The organism is Buchnera aphidicola (Pemphigus obesinymphae), assembly GCF_026122815.1.
GTDB classification, from domain to species: domain Bacteria; phylum Pseudomonadota; class Gammaproteobacteria; order Enterobacterales; family Enterobacteriaceae; genus Buchnera_C; species Buchnera_C aphidicola_BJ.
The window spans coordinates 39,885-60,262 of the sequence record NZ_JAIWQW010000002.1; the positions used below are offsets into that span (position 1 = coordinate 39,885).

Here is a 20,378-nt window from a genome sequence, read left to right on the forward strand (position 1 = left end):
TAAAAACAATGAAAATATTTTTTACAGTTGGTAATTTTTAAAAATATTAAATAATGTATTTATTGAATAAATATATTAGTTTTTTTTAATAAATGTTTCCAATTCGATTTAATCGGATACCAACTGGCCATTTATTTTCTTCTTTATTAAAGCTCATCCATATTATAATTGCTTTTCCTACTAAATTTTTTTCTGGAACAAAACCCCAATAACGACTATCGAAACTATCATCTCTATTATCTCCAATCATAAAATATTGATCTTTAGGAACAATCCAAACACCTTTTTTTTGACCTTTTTGTTGATAATATTCATTTATTTGATCTGTGATTTGATCAGATAAGAGAATTTTAAATGTTTTTTCATCTATTTTTTCTTGAAAAATATCAAATGTTAAAGGAATAAGTTTTTTATTATTGGGATTAACATAATATGAAGTTGTGTTTTCCTCATTATTGGTTAATTTAATTTCATTTTTAATATTTTTATTCAATATGTATTTTTCATGTGTTATAGCAACATTCTTTTGACAATATTTTTGTTTATAACATTCTCGATGAATTGTAAATGTTTTATTGATAGCATCATAGGTAATTTGATCACCAGGTAGACCAATAACCCGTTTAATATAAAAAATTTTTGTATTATGTGGTTTTCTAAAAACTACTACGTCTCCTCTTTTTGGTTTTCCTATATCAAAAAATTTATAATGTAAAATAGGATCTTTGATACCATAAGAAAATTTTTCTACTAAAATAAAATCTCCTGTCAATAATGTTGGCATCATAGAGCCAGAAGGTATTTGAAACGGCTCATAAAGAAAAGAACGAATTATAAATATAACTATAAATATTGGGAAAAAAGAAGCAATATATGAAATATATTTTATTTTTTTTAAAAAATTATAGTATTTTATATTTTTATTATTTTTAAATTGATAATTTTGTTTTTTATTTATTATCCAAAAAATAGCTGTTATTAATGTAGCTATTAAAAAAAATATAGCCAAAATATCGGACATAAAGTTACCTTATTTTTTATTTTTATCAATATTTAAAATAGCAAGAAATACATTCTTTGGAACTTCTATATTACCAATTTTTTTCATCCTTTTTTTTCCTATTTTTTGTTTTCGTAATAACTTTTTCTTTCTAGTAATATCTCCACCATAACACTTTGCTAATACATTTTTACGCAATTGTTTTATAGTTTCTCGAGCTATAATATGTTTTCCAATCGCTGCTTGGATAGGAATATCAAACTGATGTCGCGGAATTAATTCTTTCATTTTCTTTATCATTTCACGCGATTGATATCGAGAACAATTTTGATGAGTGATAAATGATAACGCATCAACTTTTTCAGAATTGACTAATACATCTACACATACTAAATTAGAAATTTTAAATTTTTTAAAGTGATATTCTAAGGAAGCATAGCCGCTAGAAATGGATTTTAATTGATCAAAAAAATTAAGAATAATTTCAGACATGGGAATTTCGTAAGTAAGAATAACTTGATGAACATGATAGATCATCTTACTTTGTATACCTCTTTTTTCTATACACAATTTTATAACATTTCCTAAATATTTAGGAGGTAATAATATATTACATTCAGCAATGGGTTCTCTGATAGTTTTAACGTTTTTCAGAGCTGATAATTTACAAGGAGTATCTAAATAAATAATATTATTTTCAATAGTTTCAATTTCGTAAACAACTGTAGGCATAGTTGCAATTAAATCTAAGTTATATTCTCTTTCTAATCTTGCTAACACTATTTCCATATGTAATAATCCTAAAAATCCACATCTAAACCCAAAACCAAGAGCAGTAGAATTTTCTGGTTCATAAAATAATGAAGCATCATTTAAATTTAATTTTCCTAAAGCATCTCGAAACGTTTCGTATTGTTCAGAACTGATAGGAAACAATCCAGCATACACTTGAGGTTTTATTTTTTTTAATCCTGATAATTTTTTAATTGATGGATTTAAAAATGAAGTAAGAGTAGCACCAACAGGTGCGCTTTTTATGTCTTTTACACCGTATATAACCCATCCTACTTCTCCGCATTGCAAATTTTCTTTAACTTTTCTTTTCGGTGTAAAAATTCCCACTTGTTCTACTTTATAAATTTTATTAGTATCCATGACTTTTATTTGGGTATTTTTTTCGAGTAATCCATTTTTAATACAGACTAGTGATACTACTCCTAAATAATTGTCAAACCATGAATCAATAATTAATGCTTGTAATGGTTCTTTTATGTTTCCTTTAGGATAAGGAATTTCTGTAATAATTTTTTCTAATAAATCAATTACTCCGTAACCTGTTTTTGCAGAACATTGAATAACATTAGATGTAGAAATTCCTATGATGTCTTCTATTTCTTTTAATGTACGTAAAGGATTGGCAGTTGATAAATCTATTTTATTTAATACAGGAATAATTTTTAAATTCATTTCTAATGCTGTACGACAATTAGCAACAGTTTGCGCTTCTACTCCTTGCGAAGCATCAACAACTAATAAAGCCCCTTCACACGCAGATAAAGAACGTGAAACTTCATAAGAAAAATTAACATGACCAGGTGTATCTATAAAGTTTAATTGAAATAATTTACCATATTTATTTTTATAGTTAATAGTGACACTTTGTGCTTTAATAGTGATTCCTCTTTCTTTTTCTAAATCCATAGAGTCAAGAACTTGGTTATGCATTTCTCTTTTGGATAAACCATTACATATTTGGATGAAACGATCAGAAAGTGTTGATTTTCCATGATCAATATGCGCAATAATAGAAAAATTTCTTATTTGCTTAATCATATTAATAAATATACCATTTTTGTAAGTTATGTATTGAATATTTGTTTTTATATTTTTAATATAAAATTGTTATTTAATAATATCGAAAAAAAAAGAAAATTACATTATTATTAATAATAATTATTTTTTATAATTCTAAAATTATTGTGTTGATAAAATATGATAATTATTTATTTTTAAAAATAAATTTTGTTACTTAATAAATAAGGAATAAAAATTATTAATTTTAAATTAATGTTTATTTAAAAATAAAGATTTCATCATTATATTTGATACATAAAGTATCAGTTTTTCTTTAATTTTTTAAATTAAAAATAAGATATGTTACGTTAGTATTTAAAATTGTTATTAAAATAATAATTTGTAGTCATTTTTTGGATTATGTTAGTATATTTTAAATCCTTTATATATAATTTTGGAAAAATGTATAAAAAAAATACTCAAAAAGTTATTGTAGCTATGTCTGGAGGTGTGGATTCTTCTGTATCTGCTTGGTTATTACTGAAGCAAAAATACCAAGTAGAAGGATTATTTATGAAAAATTGGGAAGAAAATGATACTGACAGTTATTGTGCAGCTCATCAAGATTTATTAGATGCGCAAGAAGTATGCAATAAATTAGGTATTTACTTACATAAAATAAATTTTTCTTCAGAATATTGGGAATATGTTTTTAAAAATTTTTTATCAGAATATAAAAGAGGACGAACACCTAATCCGGATATTTTGTGTAATAAGGAAATAAAATTTAAAGTATTTTTTGAGTTTGCTTTGAAAGTACTTAAAGGAAATTTTATTGCTACAGGACATTATGTTCGTACTCAAATTGTAAATAATCAAATAAGATTATTAAGAGGTATCGATGGTAATAAAGATCAAAGTTATTTTTTATATACTTTAAATACAGAAAAAATAAAAAAAATTTTATTCCCAGTAGGTAAATTAAAAAAAATACAAGTACGTAAAATTGCTAAAAAATTAAATATAAGCGTAGCAGAAAAAAAGGATTCTACAGGAATATGTTTTATTTCTCCTAAAAAATTTAACAATTTTTTGAGTTGTTATTTCCCAAAAAAAACAGGAAAGATAATTACTGCTGAAGGCCATAAAATAGGTAAACATAATGGTTTAATGTTTTATACATTAGGACAAAGAAAAGGTTTAAGAATAGGCGGCATAAAGAACTCAAACAATCAAGCATGGTATGTAGTGAAAAAAAATTTGTTAACTAATTCTTTAGTTGTAGCTCAAGGGAAAAATAATCCTTATTTAATGTCTATTGGGATAATAGTAAAAAAAATAAGTTGGATAAATGGTAAAATATTAAAAAAAGAAATGGCTTGTACTGTTAAAACTAGATATCGTCAAAAAGATATACAGTGTTATTTAATTCCAATTAACGATAGCTGTATTAAAGTTATTTTTAAAAATTCTGTACCTGCTGTTACACCAGGACAATCAGCAGTATTTTATTTGTTAGAAGTATGTATTGGTGGTGGAATTATCGATACATTAATTCCGTTAAAACAGATATAATAATTATTATTATTATTTATTTTAATACATAACTTATATATTGGAAAATGTAATAATGATTAAAAATATTCATTCTGTTACATTGTCGCTTGCTGGTTTGTGTCAATCTGCTTATTTAGTATATCAATTATCACAAACAGGAAATTGTGATGACGAAGCTTTCAAAGTGAACATAGAAAGTATTTTAAACATGAATCCCAAAACAGTTTTGTCAGTGTATGGAAATGATGAAAAAAAATTAAATTTAGGTTTGAATACCTTACTTAATATTTTGAACATAACCAATAGTACTTCTATATCTTTTTATTTAATAAAATATATTTTTGGTATCATGGTATTAGAACGGAAATTAACAAAAAATAAAATTGCATTAAAAAATTTATCTTATCGTTTAGAAATAATAAAAAAAAACACCGTTAGAAATATTGAAACAAACGATATTAATCTAATTAATGATTTTTCTGAAATTTATTTGGATATTATTAGTACTCTAGGTTCAAGGATTAAAATTGTAGGTGCATCTGCTATATTAAAAAAAATAGAAGTACAAAGCAAATTAAGATCAATATTACTTGCTGGAATTCGTTCTGCAGTGCTTTGGCGTCAAGTAGGTGGAAATAGATTGCAACTTATATTTTTTCGTAATCGTTTTAATACTGAAGTTAAACGCATACTTGTAAATATAAAATAAGTACGTAAATAGAATTTGAAATTTTTAAATCTATTTATTAAATACACATCAATTCTCAGGAATATCAATGATACTATCTAATTTAACAGCTATTTCTCCGATAGATGGTCGTTATGGAGAAAAAACTTTTTTTTTAAGATCTATATTTAGTGAATACGCTTTATTAAAATTGCGTGTTAAAATTGAAATTGATTGGATTAAAAAATTATCTAAAGTACCAAAAATATTAGAAATTACCAATTTCAAAGATAGTACAGAGCAATTTTTAGATGACATTGTTAACAATTTTAACGAAAAAGATGCTGAATATATTAAATTTTTAGAAAAGAGTACTCAACATGATATAAAAGCTGTTGAATATTTTTTGAAAAAAAAATTTTTTAGCAGATCGGAATTAAGACAGATTGCAGAATATATTCATTTTGCTTGTACATCTGAAGATATTAATAATTTAGCATATGCTTTAATTTTAAAAAACGCTAAAGAAAACGTAATAATTGTATATTGGAAAAAAATAATCCATGCTATAAATAATATGGCTTTCTTTTATAAAGAAATACCTATGTTATCGCGAACTCATGGGCAACCAGCAACTCCATCTACAATAGGAAAAGAAATGCTCAATTTTTCTTATCGGATGATACGACAACTAAAGAAATTAGAAAACATAGATATATTAGGCAAATTTAATGGAGCAACAGGAAATTATAATGCTCATTTAGCTGCATATCCTGATATAGATTGGCATAAAATCAGCGAAGAATTTGTGACATCATTAGGAATAGTTTGGAATCCTTATACGACACAAATAGAACCTCACGACTATATAGCCGAATTTTTTAATTGCATATCGATTTTTAATAATATTTTATTAGATTTTAATAAAGATATATGGGGATATATTTCGCTTGGTTATTTTAAACAAAAATATATTTCCAGTGAAGTTAGTTCTTCAACTATGCCTCATAAAATTAATCCTATTCATTTCGAAAATTCAGAAGGAAATTTAGGATTGTCTAATGCTATCATTAATCATGTAACATCTAAATTGCTTATTTCTCGCTGGCAAAGAGATTTAAGTGATTCTACAGTATTACGTAATTTAGGAGTAATTATATCTTATTCAATAATAGCATATGATTCAGTATTGATTGGTATAAAAAAAATAGAAATCAATACAGAAAAATTATTAAAAGATTTGGATGAAAACTGGGAAGTGTTATCTGAAGCTATACAAACTGTAATGAAAAAGTACGGTATTATTAATTCTTATGAAAAATTAAAAGAACTAACAAGAGGAAAAATTATCAATAATATTACTTTACATAAATTTATTAATAATTTAAATATTCCTATATCAGAAAAAGAAAAATTAATTAATTTCACTCCTGGTAATTACATAGGAGATGCAGTACAATTAGTAAAAAACAGCATGTTATAGAAATTTTATTTAATATTTATTAAATAAATTATATAAAAATAAATCATTTTTTAGTATTAAAAAAACTATGATTGTATATCAATATATATAAATTTTTATGAACATTTATAATATTCAAAAATATTTTTAGATTATTTTTAAAAATTTTTATTAAATATGAAAAATATTAAAATGAATTATTCAGAAATTAATTTTTTTAATTATATAATATAAATTGTAAAATTTTATAGATCTAAATAATAATGCAAAAAATGTCATAACTTATATTAAATATTTTAAAATAAATAATATATTATTACAATAATTTTATTTATACATAAAAATTATTTAAATTTTAAAAGTTATTTCGATAAGAAAACAATATATGATTAATAAATTTAACATGTAAAAATTGAGAATATATTTAAAGTAACAATATCAAAATTTAACATTTATTGATAATAATAGTTATGATTAATTTATATTGAAATAATTTTTTACTACAATAAAATAATGAAAAATAGAGAAATGCTAAAAGGAAAAAAAATACTAATCACTGGGATATCAAACAAGTTCTCAATTGCTTTTGGTATTGCTAAAGTAATGTATTCTCATGGGGCAGAATTAGCTTTCACTTGTCAAAATTATAAATCGAAAAAAAGAATATTATCATTTTCTTCAGAGTTAGGCTCAAACATTGTTATACCTTGTAACGTTGTTTCTGATAAGAATATTAAAAATTTATTTTGTAAATTATCTAATATATGGAAAAAATTCGACGGTTTTGTTCACTCTATCGCTTTTGCGTCAACATATAATTTGTCTGGGAATTACATCGATACTATTACTAAAAATATATTTCAAAAATCACATAATATAAGTTCTTATAGTTTCGTTGCAATGACTAGAGAATGTAAAAAAATGTTAAACAAAAATGCTTCTTTAGTTACTTTGTCTTATCTAGGATCTCAACGAGTAGTTCCGTACTATAATGTGATGGGATTAGCTAAAGCGTCTTTAGAATCTAATATGAGATACATGGCAGATGCTTTGGGATCAGATAATATTCGTGTTAACGCAATTTCTTCTGGTCCTATTAAGACTGTATCTTCATTTGGTATCAAAAAATTTAAAAAAATATTAAAGATATGTTCTTCAATGGCACCAATTCGTAGATCGATTACATCTCAAGATATAGGTAATACAGCTTCTTTTTTATGTTCTGATTTATCTAGTGGAATTACGGGACAAACAATTTATGTTGATGGTGGTTTTAATATTACATCTATGAATATATTGGATGATTAATGTCATTGAATATATCTATCAATATACAAATACCTAATCATTTTGAAAAATAAATTTATATTAATTTATTTGTAATTTTTTTATTAATTTTATTAAATATAAATATATATTATACATAATATTTTTAATGCATTTAGGAAAATCAATACTTTTATCTATTGAATAGAATTTTAGATATGTTTATTAAGAAACCAAACATAATCTCGTATATTGAAAATTATTTTTATTTTAAAACTTAGGTCTAATTATTATGTTTTTAAATAATCCATTACTTAAAAAATTAAAAAAGAAATTGCATGATAAATTACCTCGAGTAGAAGGTATTGTAAAAAGTACCGAAAAAGGCTTTGGATTTCTCGATGTGGATGTACAAAAAAGTTATTTTATACCTCCTTCTGATATGAAAAAAGTAATGCATGGTGACAAAATTTCAGCTCGAATACATATGGAGAAAAACAGAGAAATAGCTAAACCTGAAAGTTTAATAGAACCTTGTTTAAATAGATTTATAGGGAAAATAGAAAGAAAAGATAACCATATTTTTATATTACCTGATTACCCTTTTTTAAGAAAATCCATTTTATGTAATATTGAAAAAAATAATTCTTATAATTTTAAAACAGGAGATTGGGTAATTGCACAATTAATTTCACATAAATTACAAAAAGAAAAAATTTTTCGTGCCAAAGTAATAAAATTTATTACAGAAGAAAATAATTTTTTAGTTCCATGGAAAGTAATTTTATCACATCATAATCTTCCTACAAATGAACCAAAGGTATATCCTGAAGAAATTGTTTTTAATGAATTACCTTATAGACAAGATTTAACACATTTAGAATTTATAACTATTGATAATTCAAATACCAAAGATATAGATGATGCTTTATTTATTAAAAAAGAAAAAAATAAAAATATGAGTTTATTTGTTGCTATTGCAGATCCAACATCTTACATATCTGAGAATACTAATATAGATAAAACAGCCTTAGAGAGAGGATTTACTAATTATTTACCAGGATTCAATATTCCTATGTTACCTCGTATGCTATCTGAAGATTTATGTTCTTTAAAACCCAATGTAAAGCGACCTGTTCTTGTTTGTCGGATTGTAATTGATAATGAAGGAAATATTTTATCAGAAAAAATTAATTTTTTCTTAGCATGGATAAAATCTGCAGCTCAATTGGTATACGAAAATGTGTCAGATTGGTTAGAAAATATTGGATCATGGAAACCAAAAACAGATGAAATTAGCAATCAAATTCTATTATTAAATCACTTTTCTAAAATTCGTACTACGTGGCGGAATACTTATGCATTAGTACATAAAGAACGTGCTGAATATAAATTTCATATATCTGAAAAGGGAGAAATTTTAAGTATATCTCGAGATCAACGACGTATTGCACACAAAATAATTGAAGAAGCAATGATTTCTGCTAACATTTGTTCTGCAAAAGTGTTATCAAAATATTTAGGATTCGGAATTTATAACGTTCATTCTGGATTTGATTATATCAATGCAGAACATGTCGTTGAAATTTTATTACATTATGGCATTGAAATGACGGTAAAAGAAATTACTACGTTATCAGGATTTTGCAAACTTCATCGCATACTCAGTAAGTTATCGAATAACTATGTTAGTAGTCGAATTCGCCGTTTGCAATCCTTTGGAGAAATAAGTTTAATACCTTATCCTCATTTTGGTTTAGGATTGAAATCTTATGCAACATGGACTTCTCCTATTAGAAAATACGGTGATATGGTTAACCACCGTTTTTTAAAAGCAATTATTCAAAATAAAAAAATAATGCCACCGAGCAATTCTATTACTTCTAAAATCAGCGATTGTCGTCGTAGAAATAGAATTTCTGAAAGAAATGTAGAAGATTGGCTATATGTTATTTTTTTTAACAAAACAAAATTTAATAAAAATATTTTTGATGCTGAAATTACTGATATTACTCGTGGTGGTATTAAAGCACAATTAATAGAAAATGGTGCGAATATTTTTATTCCTATGTTTTTTTTACATAAGAATAAAGATGAAGTGGTATGTAATCAAGGAAAAGGAATAATAAATATTAAGAATAAAATAGCTTATCGTATTTCCGATATAATTAAAGTAAAATTAAAAGAAATAAAAATTGAATCACGTAATATCATAGCTACACCTGTGTATTGTTCCTAAATAATATATCTGATATTTAACTAATTCAATATAGATTGAATTTTAAAAATATTTTTATGTTGGATTAGTTATTTTGCTAAAATAACTGCTATTTTATGTGCATTATTAGTAGTTTTATTTTTCAATAATAAGCCATCATGATAAAATACCATTTATTAAAATTAATTATTATTAATAATAATTCTATTAAACCTTTAATTCCTATTAGGAGTGACATGTGGATATCTTATTTTCTGATATTTCTACTTATATAAAATTTTTTATTAGTTTATGTGCTTTGGTTAATCCAATAGGTATGATTCCTATTTTTGCAAGTATGACTAGCAATCAAACTTTTCGGGAAAGGAACAATACTAACTTTATAGCGAATGTATCAGTAATAATTATTTTATGTACGGCTTTATTTTTGGGAAATACTATTTTGGATATTTTTGGTATTTCTATTAATTCTTTTCGTATTGCAGGTGGAATTTTAGTGATCATTATTGCTATGTCCATGTTAAACGGTAAATTAATATCAGATATGAAGGAAAAACAAGATACTATAAAATCTTCTATTTCTAAAAATATATCTGTAGTTCCATTAGCCATGCCATTAATTGCTGGACCAGGTGCAATCAGTTCTACTATTGTTTGGAGTACCCGTTATTCTGGATTTGAACATATGTTAGGTTGTATGATATCGATCATATTATTTTCGGTATTATGTTGGTTATTATTTAGATCTGCTCCTTTTTTTGTACATATGTTAGGAAATACAGGTATTAATGTTATTACGCGGATTATGGGTTTATTACTGATGTCATTAGGTGTAGAATTTATTATTAACGGAATTAAATCTGCTTTTTTGTTTAGTTAAAAATTGTTTTATTTTTTATTTAAAAAAATATTTTTATATTAATTAATCTTAATTTATTTTAAATAATAAGGATCTCCGTTGGATAATGATACTATTATAATTCGTGATTTAGGATTACAACATTGGGAAAAAGTATCTGATTTAATGCAAAAATTTACAGCTATTAGAAATACAAAAACATTAGATGAATTATGGTGTGTACAACATTATCCGATTTTTACATTAGGTCCATTAGGTACAGAAAAAGATAGACTGATATCTAGCAAAATCCCAATGTTTCATACTGATAGAGGAGGGAAAATCACTTATCACGGTCCGGGTCAACAAATAATATATTTGCTTTTGGATTTAAAAAGAAGAAAAATAGGAATAAGAGATATTATTACTTTAATAGAAAAAATTGTAATTTCTACATTAAATTATTTTTCAATAAAATCACACATTGTTCAAGAATGTCCAGGAATATTTGTAAATAACAGAAAAATTTGTTCTTTCGGTTTACGTATTAAAAAAAGTTGTTCTTTGCATGGTTTTTCTTTAAATGTTAGCATGGATATGCGTCCTTTTTCTCATATTTATCCTTGTGGGAATAATAAGATTCGTATGACACAAATATGTAATCTTAAAAAAAATGTCAATTGCAAAATTGCAAAATTAGTATTGATAAAAAAAACAATTGATTTATTAAATGTTAGTAGTATTATCTATAAATAAATATAAGATTTGAATTTTTATATTGATCAATATACAATGTAATTAAATTAAAATTAAAAATACTAACTTCTAATATTTTAAAAGCGTAACATTTAGTTGTTATATATATTTTTATTTTAGACTATTTAAAAATTTTATTTTTATAAAAAATAAATAATAAATTATGTACATAAAAATAATTAAATATAACAATAATTTAAATCACATTTAATACCACTTATTAAAATGAGTAATAATATTAATTTTTTAAAAAAACCTAATTGGATAAAAGTAAAAGTATTATCTAATTCGAATAAAATAAATAAAATAAAACATATTTTAAAAATGAATAATTTACATTCTGTTTGTGAAGAGGCTTTGTGTCCAAATATATCAGAATGTTTTAACAATAATACAGCTACCTTTATGATTTTAGGATCTATATGTACTCGCCGTTGCGGATTTTGTGCAGTAAAAAACGGCAGACCTTCTTTACCAGATAAGAATGAAGCTAAAAAATTAGCTTCTGTAATATCAAAAATGAAAATAAATTACGTAGTAATTACATCTGTTACTCGTGATGATTTACATGATGGGGGAGCTCAACATTTTGTAGATTGTATTAAAGAAATTAGAAAAATGAATAAAATTACTGTAGAAATATTGGTTCCTGATTTTAGAGGTCGTTGTAAACAAGCATTAGAAATTATCAATAAATTCCCTCCTGATGTATTTAATCACAATATAGAAAATGTGCCACGTTTATATTCCTATGTGCGTCCGGGAGCTAATTATAATTTGTCACTTAAATTGTTAGAGAAATTCAAATTATATAATCCAGAGATACCTACAAAATCAGGTTTAATGTTAGGATTAGGTGAAAAAAATAAAGAAATAATATCAGTGATGAATGATCTGCGTTCTCATGGAGTTAATATGATCACATTAGGGCAATATTTACAACCTAGTTCTAAACATCTTCCTGTGAAAAGATATATTACACCATTAGAATTTAAACAATTTGAAACAGAAGCATATAGAATGGGATTCACAGCTGCTTTTTGTGGTCCTTTAGTTCGTTCATCTTATCATGCTCATTCTCAATATCATACTTAAGTAATGTTTTATATTATATCTTTATCATATTAAAAATACTATAATAAACATTTTTATAAATAAAAAAATTATATAACTTTTTAGGAATTTTAACGTTATATTGTTATAAAAATAATAAGTAATGTTTTTATTATTTTTTAATAATAAAGATATTAAAAATAAATGTTATTTTGTTAAAAAAATATGGTAATATTTTATAATCTTTTACTTTTATATTAAGGTTTTTTAATGTCAGAAATTATTTCTAAATTTACTACAAAAATTATAATTGCATTAGATTATTCTGACAAAAATAAAGCTTTTAAATTAATAAATAATTTAGACCCTGCTATATATCGCTTAAAAATTGGAAAAAGAATGTTTTCCATTTTTGGAAGATCTTTCATAGTACAATTAAAAAATCTTGGATTTGATATTTTTCTCGATTTAAAATTTCACGATATACCTAATACAGTTTTTGGAGCTGTATCGGCTGCAGCGGATTTAGGCGTATGGATGATTAGTATTCATATATCTGGTGGTAGCAAAATGTTGCAAGCTGCAAAATTGGCTTTAAATCCATTTAAAAAAGATATACCGTTATTAATTGGTATTACTGTATTAACTAGTTTTAATGAACAAGATCTACGAGAAATAGGAGTAAACTCTTCCATTACTGATCAAGTATTAATGTTATCTACTTTAGCAAAGAAAAATGGTTTAGATGGAGTTGTTTGTCCCGGTACAGAATCGATGAATGTAAAGAAAAAATTAGGTTTTAATTTCAAAGTTATTTCACCAGCGATTAGGTTAAAAGAAGATCCTGCATATGATCAACAAAAAGTCATCACACCTTCTTTGGCAAAGAAATTTTATGTAGATTATATTGTTGTTGGTCGTACTGTAACTTTTTCAAAAAATCCTCTACATACATTAAAAGAAATAAATTCTTTTTTATGAACATAGTGTAAATATGTATTTTTTTTGTTTTAAATAAATATATATAATATATGCTTAAATTTATTTTTATTTTTATACAAAATGTAATGAATTAATATTCATATTTTAATATTATTTAAACAATTTTATTTTTTTAATATTAAAAATATTAACATAATTTAAATTAATTAAATACTTTATTTAAAATTTTATAAATATTTTTTAGTAATTTTTATTAATTTTAAATATTAATAGATTTTATATTTTTCATTTAATTATTAGATTAATAATTTTGTTTATAAAATAGTAATATATAAAATAATTTCATAATTAATTTAAAGTATGTATTGATATTTATTTTAAATAAATTTTTTGAAATTTTTTTAATATATGTAACATTATATAATTAAATTTTAATTTGCAAAAATATATAAAATTATTGTTAAAAAGATAATAATTTTGGGGAAATTTATGAACTTAAAAAAAAAATTTAAAGCAAAATTACCTACTCCATGGGGCGATTTTTTTATTATTGGATTTGAAGAAGAAATAGGTATTAAAAATCACATTGCTCTTATTTATGGTGATATTTCTTTAGCTGATCCAATATTAACTAGAATTCATTCAGAATGTTTAACTGGAGATGCTTTATTTAGTTTAAGATGTGATTGTGGTTTTCAATTAGAATCAGCATTGATAACTATAGCTAAAGCAGGTAGTGGATTATTAATTTATCATAGACAAGAAGGCAGGAATATTGGTTTATTAAATAAAATACATGCTTATTATTTACAAGATAAGGGATTAGATACTGTGGAAGCAAATCATAAATTAGGTTTTTCTGCAGATGAACGTGATTTCACACCTTGTGTCGAAATATTAAAATTATTGAAGATTAATAATATTAGGTTATTAACTAATAATCCATTTAAAATAAAAAAATTAAAAAATGCAGGTATAAACATTGTAGAAAGAGTAGATCTTATTGTTGGAAGAAATCCTAAAAACTCAAAGTATTTAGATACTAAAGCAAATAAAATGGGACATTTTTTTTCAAAAAGAAATAATTTTCATGATTAATATTAATTTTGATAATTATATCAATAATTAAAAGATATTTATGAAATGTTTTAGCAATTTATAAAAAATTATTTGTATATAAAATTATTAAATATAAAATAACAATGATTAAATTCAAATAAAATATTATAGTTAAATTTTATAAATAAATAAGATAATTTAGTTTAAACCTTCTACTACTTATAATAGAAGGTATTAAACAATTCTATAAAGAACATTAATAAAAATATTTAATAAATTACGATTTGTTTTAGTAAAATTAAATATGTTAGAATTTTTCATTCATTAAAAAAATAATATGTTTAGTATGTTAATTTTTATCAATATTTGAGATCCATATTGATCTATTGATATTTTAATATATGAAATATTTTTAATTTGAAATTATTAAATATTAAAATTTATATAAAAATATAAATAATAATTTATACATTAATTTTATTTTTTATCTTGTTTTTTTTGCTTAGAAAAATTTGTTTTAAAAAACTATAATAGAAAATCTTCTAAATTTTTCCCTTTGTCTAAAATGGCATTTTTAATTATAGCAGGTGTTCGTCCTTGTCCTGTCCACGTTTTGTAGTCACCATTTTCATCGATATATTTATATTTTGCAGGTCTTGTAGCTCTTTTAGGTTTTCCTATATTTTTATTTGATGTCATTGTTTGTAATAATTCATTTGGATCGATACCATCTGCTATTAGCATTTCACGATATTGTTGTAATTTTCTTGTTTTTTCTTTTATTTCCGCTTGAGCTTGATTTTCTTCTTCTCTTCTTTCATTAACAACTGCTTCTAATTTTTCTAACATTTCTTCTAAAGTTTCTAAAGAACATTCTCGTGCTTGAGCTCGGAGTGTACGAATATTATTAAGAATTTTCAGTGTTTCGTTCATAGTACCATCTCAGAATATGATTAAAAAACTGTATTTTTTGTAAAAATACATTTTGAATATTTATGGTTATTTTTGTAAAAATTCATTTTAAATTTTTAATACATATTAAAATATAAATAGTCGTTAATATTTAATATGTATTTTTATTAAAAAATTAATATATATCAATATATATATTTTATATATAAAAAAGTAAATAAAATTAAATTTTTATATTTATAATAATAAAAAAATATTTAAGTATCAATACTTATATTTTTGGTTTTTCAAATATATTAAAATTAATATCAATATTTTATAAAAATATAACTTTTATATTATATTAAAATAATTCATTATTATACAATATATATTAAATATATAATAATTAAATTTTATATTTATATATTAACATATATTTTTATAAAAAATTCTTTATTCATCATAAAATATAACTTTCATAAATTTTATCTAATGTATTTTATTTATATATAAACAATTTTAATTTTTTATTTATATTTGGAAATATAATATCTAAAAAAATAATTATTAAATATAATAAAGATATAGTGTTATTACTTCATAATTTATTTATTAATTTTATATTTAATATTTTAAATATTTAAAATAATAATTTATTTTGATTGAAAAATAAAGATTTTATTTTTTTAGATATTTTTTTTAATTCAAAAATGTTCTTAAAAAGAATATGTTCGTTTAGATATACTCTGTAATATAAAAATTTTATGTTTATAACAAAGGATTAAAAAAATAAAAAAAATTTTCTAATATTATTTTCCAATGAGAACGAATAGACCATAATTTTTTATCTAATAATCTAGAGTGAGAAATATATTCATATTGTATAGATGCTAAATCTTTACCAAATTGACTATTATCAATTACAAGAGTAATTTCAAAATTTAACCATAAACTTCGCATATCCAAATTAGCAGTACCAATTAAACTTAATTGCTGATCTACCAAAATACTTTTACTATGTAATAATCCTTTCTCAAATAAATATATTTTCACACCAGCATCTAACAATTCACTAAAAAAAGCTCGACTAGCCCATTTTACTAAAAGAGAATCATTGTATCTTGGTATGATAATACTCACCTTTATACCTCTTTGTGCTGCTGTACAAATAGCATGGAGTACATCATCACTTGGTACTAAATATGGAGTAGTTATAATTAATTCTTTTCTAGCTGAATAAATAGCTGTCAATAAAGCTTGATGAATCATATTTTTAGGAAATCCAGGACCTGAAGCAATTACTTGAATTGAATTATGTTTTTTTTTTAATTTTAAAAAATTTTTATTTTTTTTTGGTGTTTTTGGTAGAATTTTTTTACCTGTTTCAATTTCCCAGTCACAAGAATAGATAATTCCAACAGTACTTGCTATAGGCCCTTCTATTCGAGCCATTAAATCAATCCATTGTCCTACTCCAGCAGATTGCTTAAACAAACGAGGATCAACTAAATTCATACTTCCAGTATATGTAATATAATTATCTATTAAGATAACTTTTCTGTGTTGTCTTAAATCAATACGACGTATAAATATACGGAATATATTAATTTTTAAAGCTTCTACTACTTGTATACCGGAATTTCGCATTATTTGTGCCCATTTACTGCGGAAAAAATCAACACTACCAGCTGAATCTAACATTAATCTACAATGTATACCTCTTTTTGCTGATGAGATCAAAGCGTTGGCGACATCATCTGCCAAACCACCAGGTTTCCATATATAAAATACCATTTCTATATTATTTTTAGCTAAATAAATATCATGTATTAAAGTTTTTATTATTTCTTTTGCATTAGTTAATAATTTTAGCTGATCACATTTAATTCCTGATATACCTTGTCTATGTTTACATAATTGGAACAATGAAGTAGCAACGTCACTATTTTTTTTTTCAAAGAAAGTTTCACAAGATTTAAAATCAGTTAACCAAACATTAGTTTTTGACCATATTTTATTAGCTAATTGAAATCTTCTTTCGCTTAAGTATAATTTACCAAAAAATAACCAGGTAATAATTCCAATTATAGGAAAAATATAAATAATTAAAAACCATGCTATAGCAGCTGGTGTAGAATGTCTTTTAGTAAGTATTTGGTAAGTTATACTAATTAATATTATCCAATATCCAAAAAAGAATAGCCAAGTAAATAGAGATATATATAGAGTAGTCATCTAATTGAAGTCCTCTTTACGCTACTATAATATATAAATAGTTATACTTATCTTAAACAATTATTTTAAATATTATTTATCAGAAAAAATTATAACTACAGCAGATATTATTATTTTTAATAAAAAAAATATATTGTAAGGGTTTATAGTATTAGAGACATAATCTATATTTAAACTTTAATTTAAATAACATTTATAGGGAATATAGCACGAGATTTTCCATTTTGGTCAATAGCTACGTAAATAAATATTGCTTCAGTAGCACAATAAAATTGACTATTTTTTTTAAAAAAAATTTTTTTAATCCATATTTCTACGTTGATAGTAAGAGAACTGATACCTGTTTTAATACAGTTTGCGTAACATTTTACTATATCACCAACAGATATTGATCTCAAAAAAATCATATTATCAACACGAACAGTTGCTACTGGTCCTTTAGCTATTTCTTTTGCTAGAATAGCTCCTCCAATGTCCATTTGTGACATAATCCATCCACCGAATATATTTCCGTTCGCATTAGTATTAGCTGGCATAGCTAGAGTTTGAAGTACTATTTCACCTTTTGGAAATCGATTGTAATTTTCTATTTTTTTTATGATCATTGTATAAATTTCACATAGTAATAAATTATTTTTCTTTTGAATTACAATAATTAATGTAAATAACAGATAGTATCACACAAATAATTGTTAATATTGTTAAACCAAAAATTTTAAAATTGACCCAGGTATTCTCTGAAAAAAAGAATGTAATATATAGATTTATTATACTACAAGAAAGAAAAAAAATGGCCCATATAAAATCTAGTTTTTTCCATATCATATTAGGTAAAATTAATTCTTTTCCTAGTATTTTCTTTAAAAATGATTCTTTTTTCCATTTTTGATAAATAAGTAAATATAAAAACATTAAAAAATAAATAACAGTAATTTTACATTTCATATAATTACTGTTATGAATTAATAAACTAAAAGATCCAAAGAGTAAAATAGTAATAAAATTAAATAAATACATTTTATCTATTTTTTTATTAAAATAAAAATTAATGACAAATACCAAACCAGAAAATAAAATTAGTAATTTTATAGCTAAAAACATGTCATATTTTTGATAAGCTATAAAAAATATGACTGTCGATATCAAATTAAAAATATATTTCATCTTACAGTACCCGAAAACTTTAATTTATACGAAATAACATATAAAAACGATATAAATGAATAATAAAAGAAGAAAATATTAAATTTTGTATAAAAAAAAGAAATAAAAAAGTTATATTTAAACACGACATATTACAATATAGAGATATCGACAAACATAAAAATTTTAAAAATAACCATAATAGTAAAGATGGGAAAATAATTTTAAATCTTTTATATACTATATGTAAACTATATAATATAGATTTAGATATGGAAGTGTTTTCTATAGATGAAATAATAGGAGATAATGATAAAAAACTTGAAAATAATATGCCAGGAATAAAAAAACATATAAAACTTAATTTTATTATGACGATTAAAACGATAATTAATATTAACAAATTATTAAACGATTTCTTTAAAACAGAAAAAAACAAAGAAAACGTGACATTTTCACCTGAAGAAACAATATTAATTAAACTAATTACGCTACTAAATAAAATTGTATTGCCGATTATAGAAGATAATATTTTTGATAAAGATAATTTTAGTAATATTATTTTTTGTTCAAAACTCATATTTTCTATTAAATCAAATAATTCAGATAAAGTGATTGCTGTTCCTTCATATAAACAAGATATTTTTTTTATATCCGGTGTAATTAAAACATTTAATAATATTAGAAGAAAAGTAATAAAAAAAGAAATTAATATGATATATGAAATATTGTTGTAGATAAAATAACGAGTATCGCGATATAACATGTTTTTAGTAATAAGCATATGGAAATCCTTATCTATTTTGTTAATGTTGAAATAATATAGAAAATTACATTTATTTAGTTGCATTTTTTAAAATTTTTACTAAATTAATCAAATTTAAAAACATTTTTTCTAAGTTAGATAAATCGTGTTCAATGACTTTAATTATCACAGATCCACAAATGACTCCTGACGCGCCAGATAAAAGAGATTTTTTAATTTGCAATTCGTTAGAAATACCGAAACCTTGAATAATAGGAGCAGAATTATATTTTTTTAACTGTTTTATTACACTTTTTAAAGATTTTTCTTTATATTTGTTTATACCTGTTACACCCGATCTGGACAATAAATATATGTAACCTTTACTAGATAAAGCTATTTCACGTATTAGATTTTCATTAGCATCAGGAGGACAAATAAAAACAGGATTAATATTTTGGGAAATTGATATTTTATAAAAATATTTCGATTCTTCGATAGGTAAATCTGCTATTAGTACCGAATCAATTGATATATGAGAACACTCTATATAAAATTTTTCAACACCCTTATTAAAAATAATATTTGCATAAGTTAAAAGACCAATAGGTAGAATTGGATATCTATTTCTTATAATAGATAACATTTCAAAACATTTTTTTAATGTGATGCCAGAAGATAATGCTCTTAAATTCGCTTTTTGTATAATAATACCATCTGCTACCGGATCTGAAAACGGAATACCTAAT

The 20,378-nt window shown here is 23.2% G+C and carries 18 protein-coding genes; 10 read left to right on the forward strand and 8 right to left on the reverse strand.

Going from position 1 to position 20,378, the window contains the following annotated elements; genetic code table 11:
• Positions 1 to 85: 85 nt before the first annotated feature.
• Positions 86 to 1,021 carry a signal peptidase I gene (gene lepB, locus LDP10_RS00820; RefSeq protein ID WP_265196854.1) on the reverse strand — a complete coding sequence of 312 codons (936 nt, stop codon included), beginning with the start codon at positions 1,019 to 1,021 and terminating at the stop codon, positions 86 to 88.
• 9 nt (positions 1,022 to 1,030) lie between these two features.
• Complete coding sequence (gene lepA / locus LDP10_RS00825) at positions 1,031 to 2,830, reverse strand: translation elongation factor 4 (RefSeq protein WP_265196869.1); 1,800 nt, start codon at positions 2,828 to 2,830, stop codon at positions 1,031 to 1,033.
• Between the two features lie 426 nt (positions 2,831 to 3,256).
• Here lepA and mnmA point away from each other — a divergent pair, with 426 nt between their 5' ends.
• The 10 genes from mnmA to ribA all read left to right on the forward strand — a co-directional run bounded on the left by mnmA (position 3,257) and on the right by ribA (position 14,651).
• Entirely contained in the window at positions 3,257 to 4,369 is a 1,113-nt protein-coding gene (gene mnmA / locus LDP10_RS00830; protein ID WP_265196855.1) for a tRNA 2-thiouridine(34) synthase MnmA, read from the forward strand.
• A 55-nt stretch (positions 4,370 to 4,424) separates the two neighbouring features.
• Positions 4,425 to 5,060, forward strand: coding sequence for a high frequency lysogenization protein HflD (gene hflD / locus LDP10_RS00835; protein WP_265196856.1), 636 nt, complete (start codon positions 4,425 to 4,427; stop codon positions 5,058 to 5,060).
• Between the two features lie 67 nt (positions 5,061 to 5,127).
• Positions 5,128 to 6,501 (forward strand): adenylosuccinate lyase, encoded by a 1,374-nt coding sequence (purB, locus tag LDP10_RS00840; protein ID WP_265196857.1) that lies wholly within the window; start codon positions 5,128 to 5,130, stop codon positions 6,499 to 6,501.
• Positions 6,502 to 7,008: 507 nt separating this feature from the next.
• Positions 7,009 to 7,788, forward strand: coding sequence for an enoyl-ACP reductase (locus LDP10_RS00845; RefSeq protein ID WP_265196870.1), 780 nt, complete (start codon positions 7,009 to 7,011; stop codon positions 7,786 to 7,788).
• Between the two features lie 250 nt (positions 7,789 to 8,038).
• Entirely contained in the window at positions 8,039 to 9,985 is a 1,947-nt protein-coding gene (locus LDP10_RS00850; RefSeq protein ID WP_265196858.1) for an exoribonuclease II, read from the forward strand.
• Positions 9,986 to 10,202: 217 nt separating this feature from the next.
• Positions 10,203 to 10,844, forward strand: a complete 642-nt coding sequence (locus LDP10_RS00855; protein ID WP_265196859.1) for a YchE family NAAT transporter — start codon at positions 10,203 to 10,205, stop codon at positions 10,842 to 10,844.
• A 78-nt stretch (positions 10,845 to 10,922) separates the two neighbouring features.
• On the forward strand, positions 10,923 to 11,558 hold the full coding sequence (lipB, locus tag LDP10_RS00860) for a lipoyl(octanoyl) transferase LipB (protein ID WP_265196860.1): 636 nt from the start codon (positions 10,923 to 10,925) through the stop codon (positions 11,556 to 11,558).
• Between the two features lie 225 nt (positions 11,559 to 11,783).
• Positions 11,784 to 12,653: a lipoyl synthase gene (gene lipA / locus LDP10_RS00865; protein WP_265196861.1), complete on the forward strand. Its 870-nt coding sequence runs from the start codon at positions 11,784 to 11,786 to the stop codon at positions 12,651 to 12,653.
• Between the two features lie 228 nt (positions 12,654 to 12,881).
• On the forward strand, positions 12,882 to 13,592 hold the full coding sequence (gene pyrF / locus LDP10_RS00870) for an orotidine-5'-phosphate decarboxylase (RefSeq protein ID WP_265196862.1): 711 nt from the start codon (positions 12,882 to 12,884) through the stop codon (positions 13,590 to 13,592).
• A gap of 450 nt (positions 13,593 to 14,042) precedes the next feature.
• On the forward strand, positions 14,043 to 14,651 hold the full coding sequence (gene ribA, locus LDP10_RS00875; protein ID WP_265196863.1) for a GTP cyclohydrolase II: 609 nt from the start codon (positions 14,043 to 14,045) through the stop codon (positions 14,649 to 14,651).
• A gap of 486 nt (positions 14,652 to 15,137) precedes the next feature.
• Here ribA and hns read toward each other — a convergent pair whose 3' ends face one another.
• From hns to trpA, 6 genes are all read right to left on the reverse strand, one after another.
• A complete protein-coding gene (gene hns, locus LDP10_RS00880) occupies positions 15,138 to 15,545 on the reverse strand; it encodes a histone-like nucleoid-structuring protein H-NS (protein WP_265196864.1) in 408 nt (135 codons plus the stop codon).
• A 729-nt stretch (positions 15,546 to 16,274) separates the two neighbouring features.
• Positions 16,275 to 17,741 carry a cardiolipin synthase gene (gene cls, locus LDP10_RS00885; protein WP_265196865.1) on the reverse strand — a complete coding sequence of 489 codons (1,467 nt, stop codon included), beginning with the start codon at positions 17,739 to 17,741 and terminating at the stop codon, positions 16,275 to 16,277.
• Positions 17,742 to 17,923: 182 nt separating this feature from the next.
• Entirely contained in the window at positions 17,924 to 18,346 is a 423-nt protein-coding gene (gene yciA / locus LDP10_RS00890) for an acyl-CoA thioester hydrolase YciA (protein WP_414734431.1), read from the reverse strand.
• 25 nt (positions 18,347 to 18,371) lie between these two features.
• Positions 18,372 to 18,905, reverse strand: coding sequence for an inner membrane-spanning protein YciB (locus LDP10_RS00895; protein WP_265196866.1), 534 nt, complete (start codon positions 18,903 to 18,905; stop codon positions 18,372 to 18,374).
• A 19-nt stretch (positions 18,906 to 18,924) separates the two neighbouring features.
• Positions 18,925 to 19,734: a YciC family protein gene (locus tag LDP10_RS03550; protein ID WP_414734432.1), complete on the reverse strand. Its 810-nt coding sequence runs from the start codon at positions 19,732 to 19,734 to the stop codon at positions 18,925 to 18,927.
• On the reverse strand, positions 19,721 to 20,378 hold a 658-nt coding region (gene trpA / locus LDP10_RS00905; protein ID WP_265196868.1), incomplete at its 5' end, for a tryptophan synthase subunit alpha. The genes LDP10_RS03550 and trpA, both read right to left, overlap by 14 nt.

What these genes read in the sequence shown, in the direction of transcription:
- lepB (WP_265196854.1), bottom strand. Translation starts at nt 1,021, where the DNA reads ATGTCCGATATTTTGGCTATATTTTTTTTAATAGCTACATTAATAACA.
- mnmA (WP_265196855.1), top strand. Translation starts at nt 3,257, where the DNA reads ATGTATAAAAAAAATACTCAAAAAGTTATTGTAGCTATGTCTGGAGGT.
- hflD (WP_265196856.1), top strand. Translation starts at nt 4,425, where the DNA reads ATGATTAAAAATATTCATTCTGTTACATTGTCGCTTGCTGGTTTGTGT.
- purB (WP_265196857.1), top strand. Translation starts at nt 5,128, where the DNA reads ATGATACTATCTAATTTAACAGCTATTTCTCCGATAGATGGTCGTTAT.
- LDP10_RS00845 (WP_265196870.1), top strand. Translation starts at nt 7,009, where the DNA reads ATGCTAAAAGGAAAAAAAATACTAATCACTGGGATATCAAACAAGTTC.
- LDP10_RS00850 (WP_265196858.1), top strand. Translation starts at nt 8,039, where the DNA reads ATGTTTTTAAATAATCCATTACTTAAAAAATTAAAAAAGAAATTGCAT.
- lipA (WP_265196861.1), top strand. Translation starts at nt 11,784, where the DNA reads ATGAGTAATAATATTAATTTTTTAAAAAAACCTAATTGGATAAAAGTA.
- pyrF (WP_265196862.1), top strand. Translation starts at nt 12,882, where the DNA reads ATGTCAGAAATTATTTCTAAATTTACTACAAAAATTATAATTGCATTA.
- ribA (WP_265196863.1), top strand. Translation starts at nt 14,043, where the DNA reads ATGAACTTAAAAAAAAAATTTAAAGCAAAATTACCTACTCCATGGGGC.
- hns (WP_265196864.1), bottom strand. Translation starts at nt 15,545, where the DNA reads ATGAACGAAACACTGAAAATTCTTAATAATATTCGTACACTCCGAGCT.
- cls (WP_265196865.1), bottom strand. Translation starts at nt 17,741, where the DNA reads ATGACTACTCTATATATATCTCTATTTACTTGGCTATTCTTTTTTGGA.
- yciA (WP_414734431.1), bottom strand. Translation starts at nt 18,346, where the DNA reads ATGATCATAAAAAAAATAGAAAATTACAATCGATTTCCAAAAGGTGAA.
- LDP10_RS00895 (WP_265196866.1), bottom strand. Translation starts at nt 18,905, where the DNA reads ATGAAATATATTTTTAATTTGATATCGACAGTCATATTTTTTATAGCT.
- LDP10_RS03550 (WP_414734432.1), bottom strand. Translation starts at nt 19,734, where the DNA reads ATGCAACTAAATAAATGTAATTTTCTATATTATTTCAACATTAACAAA.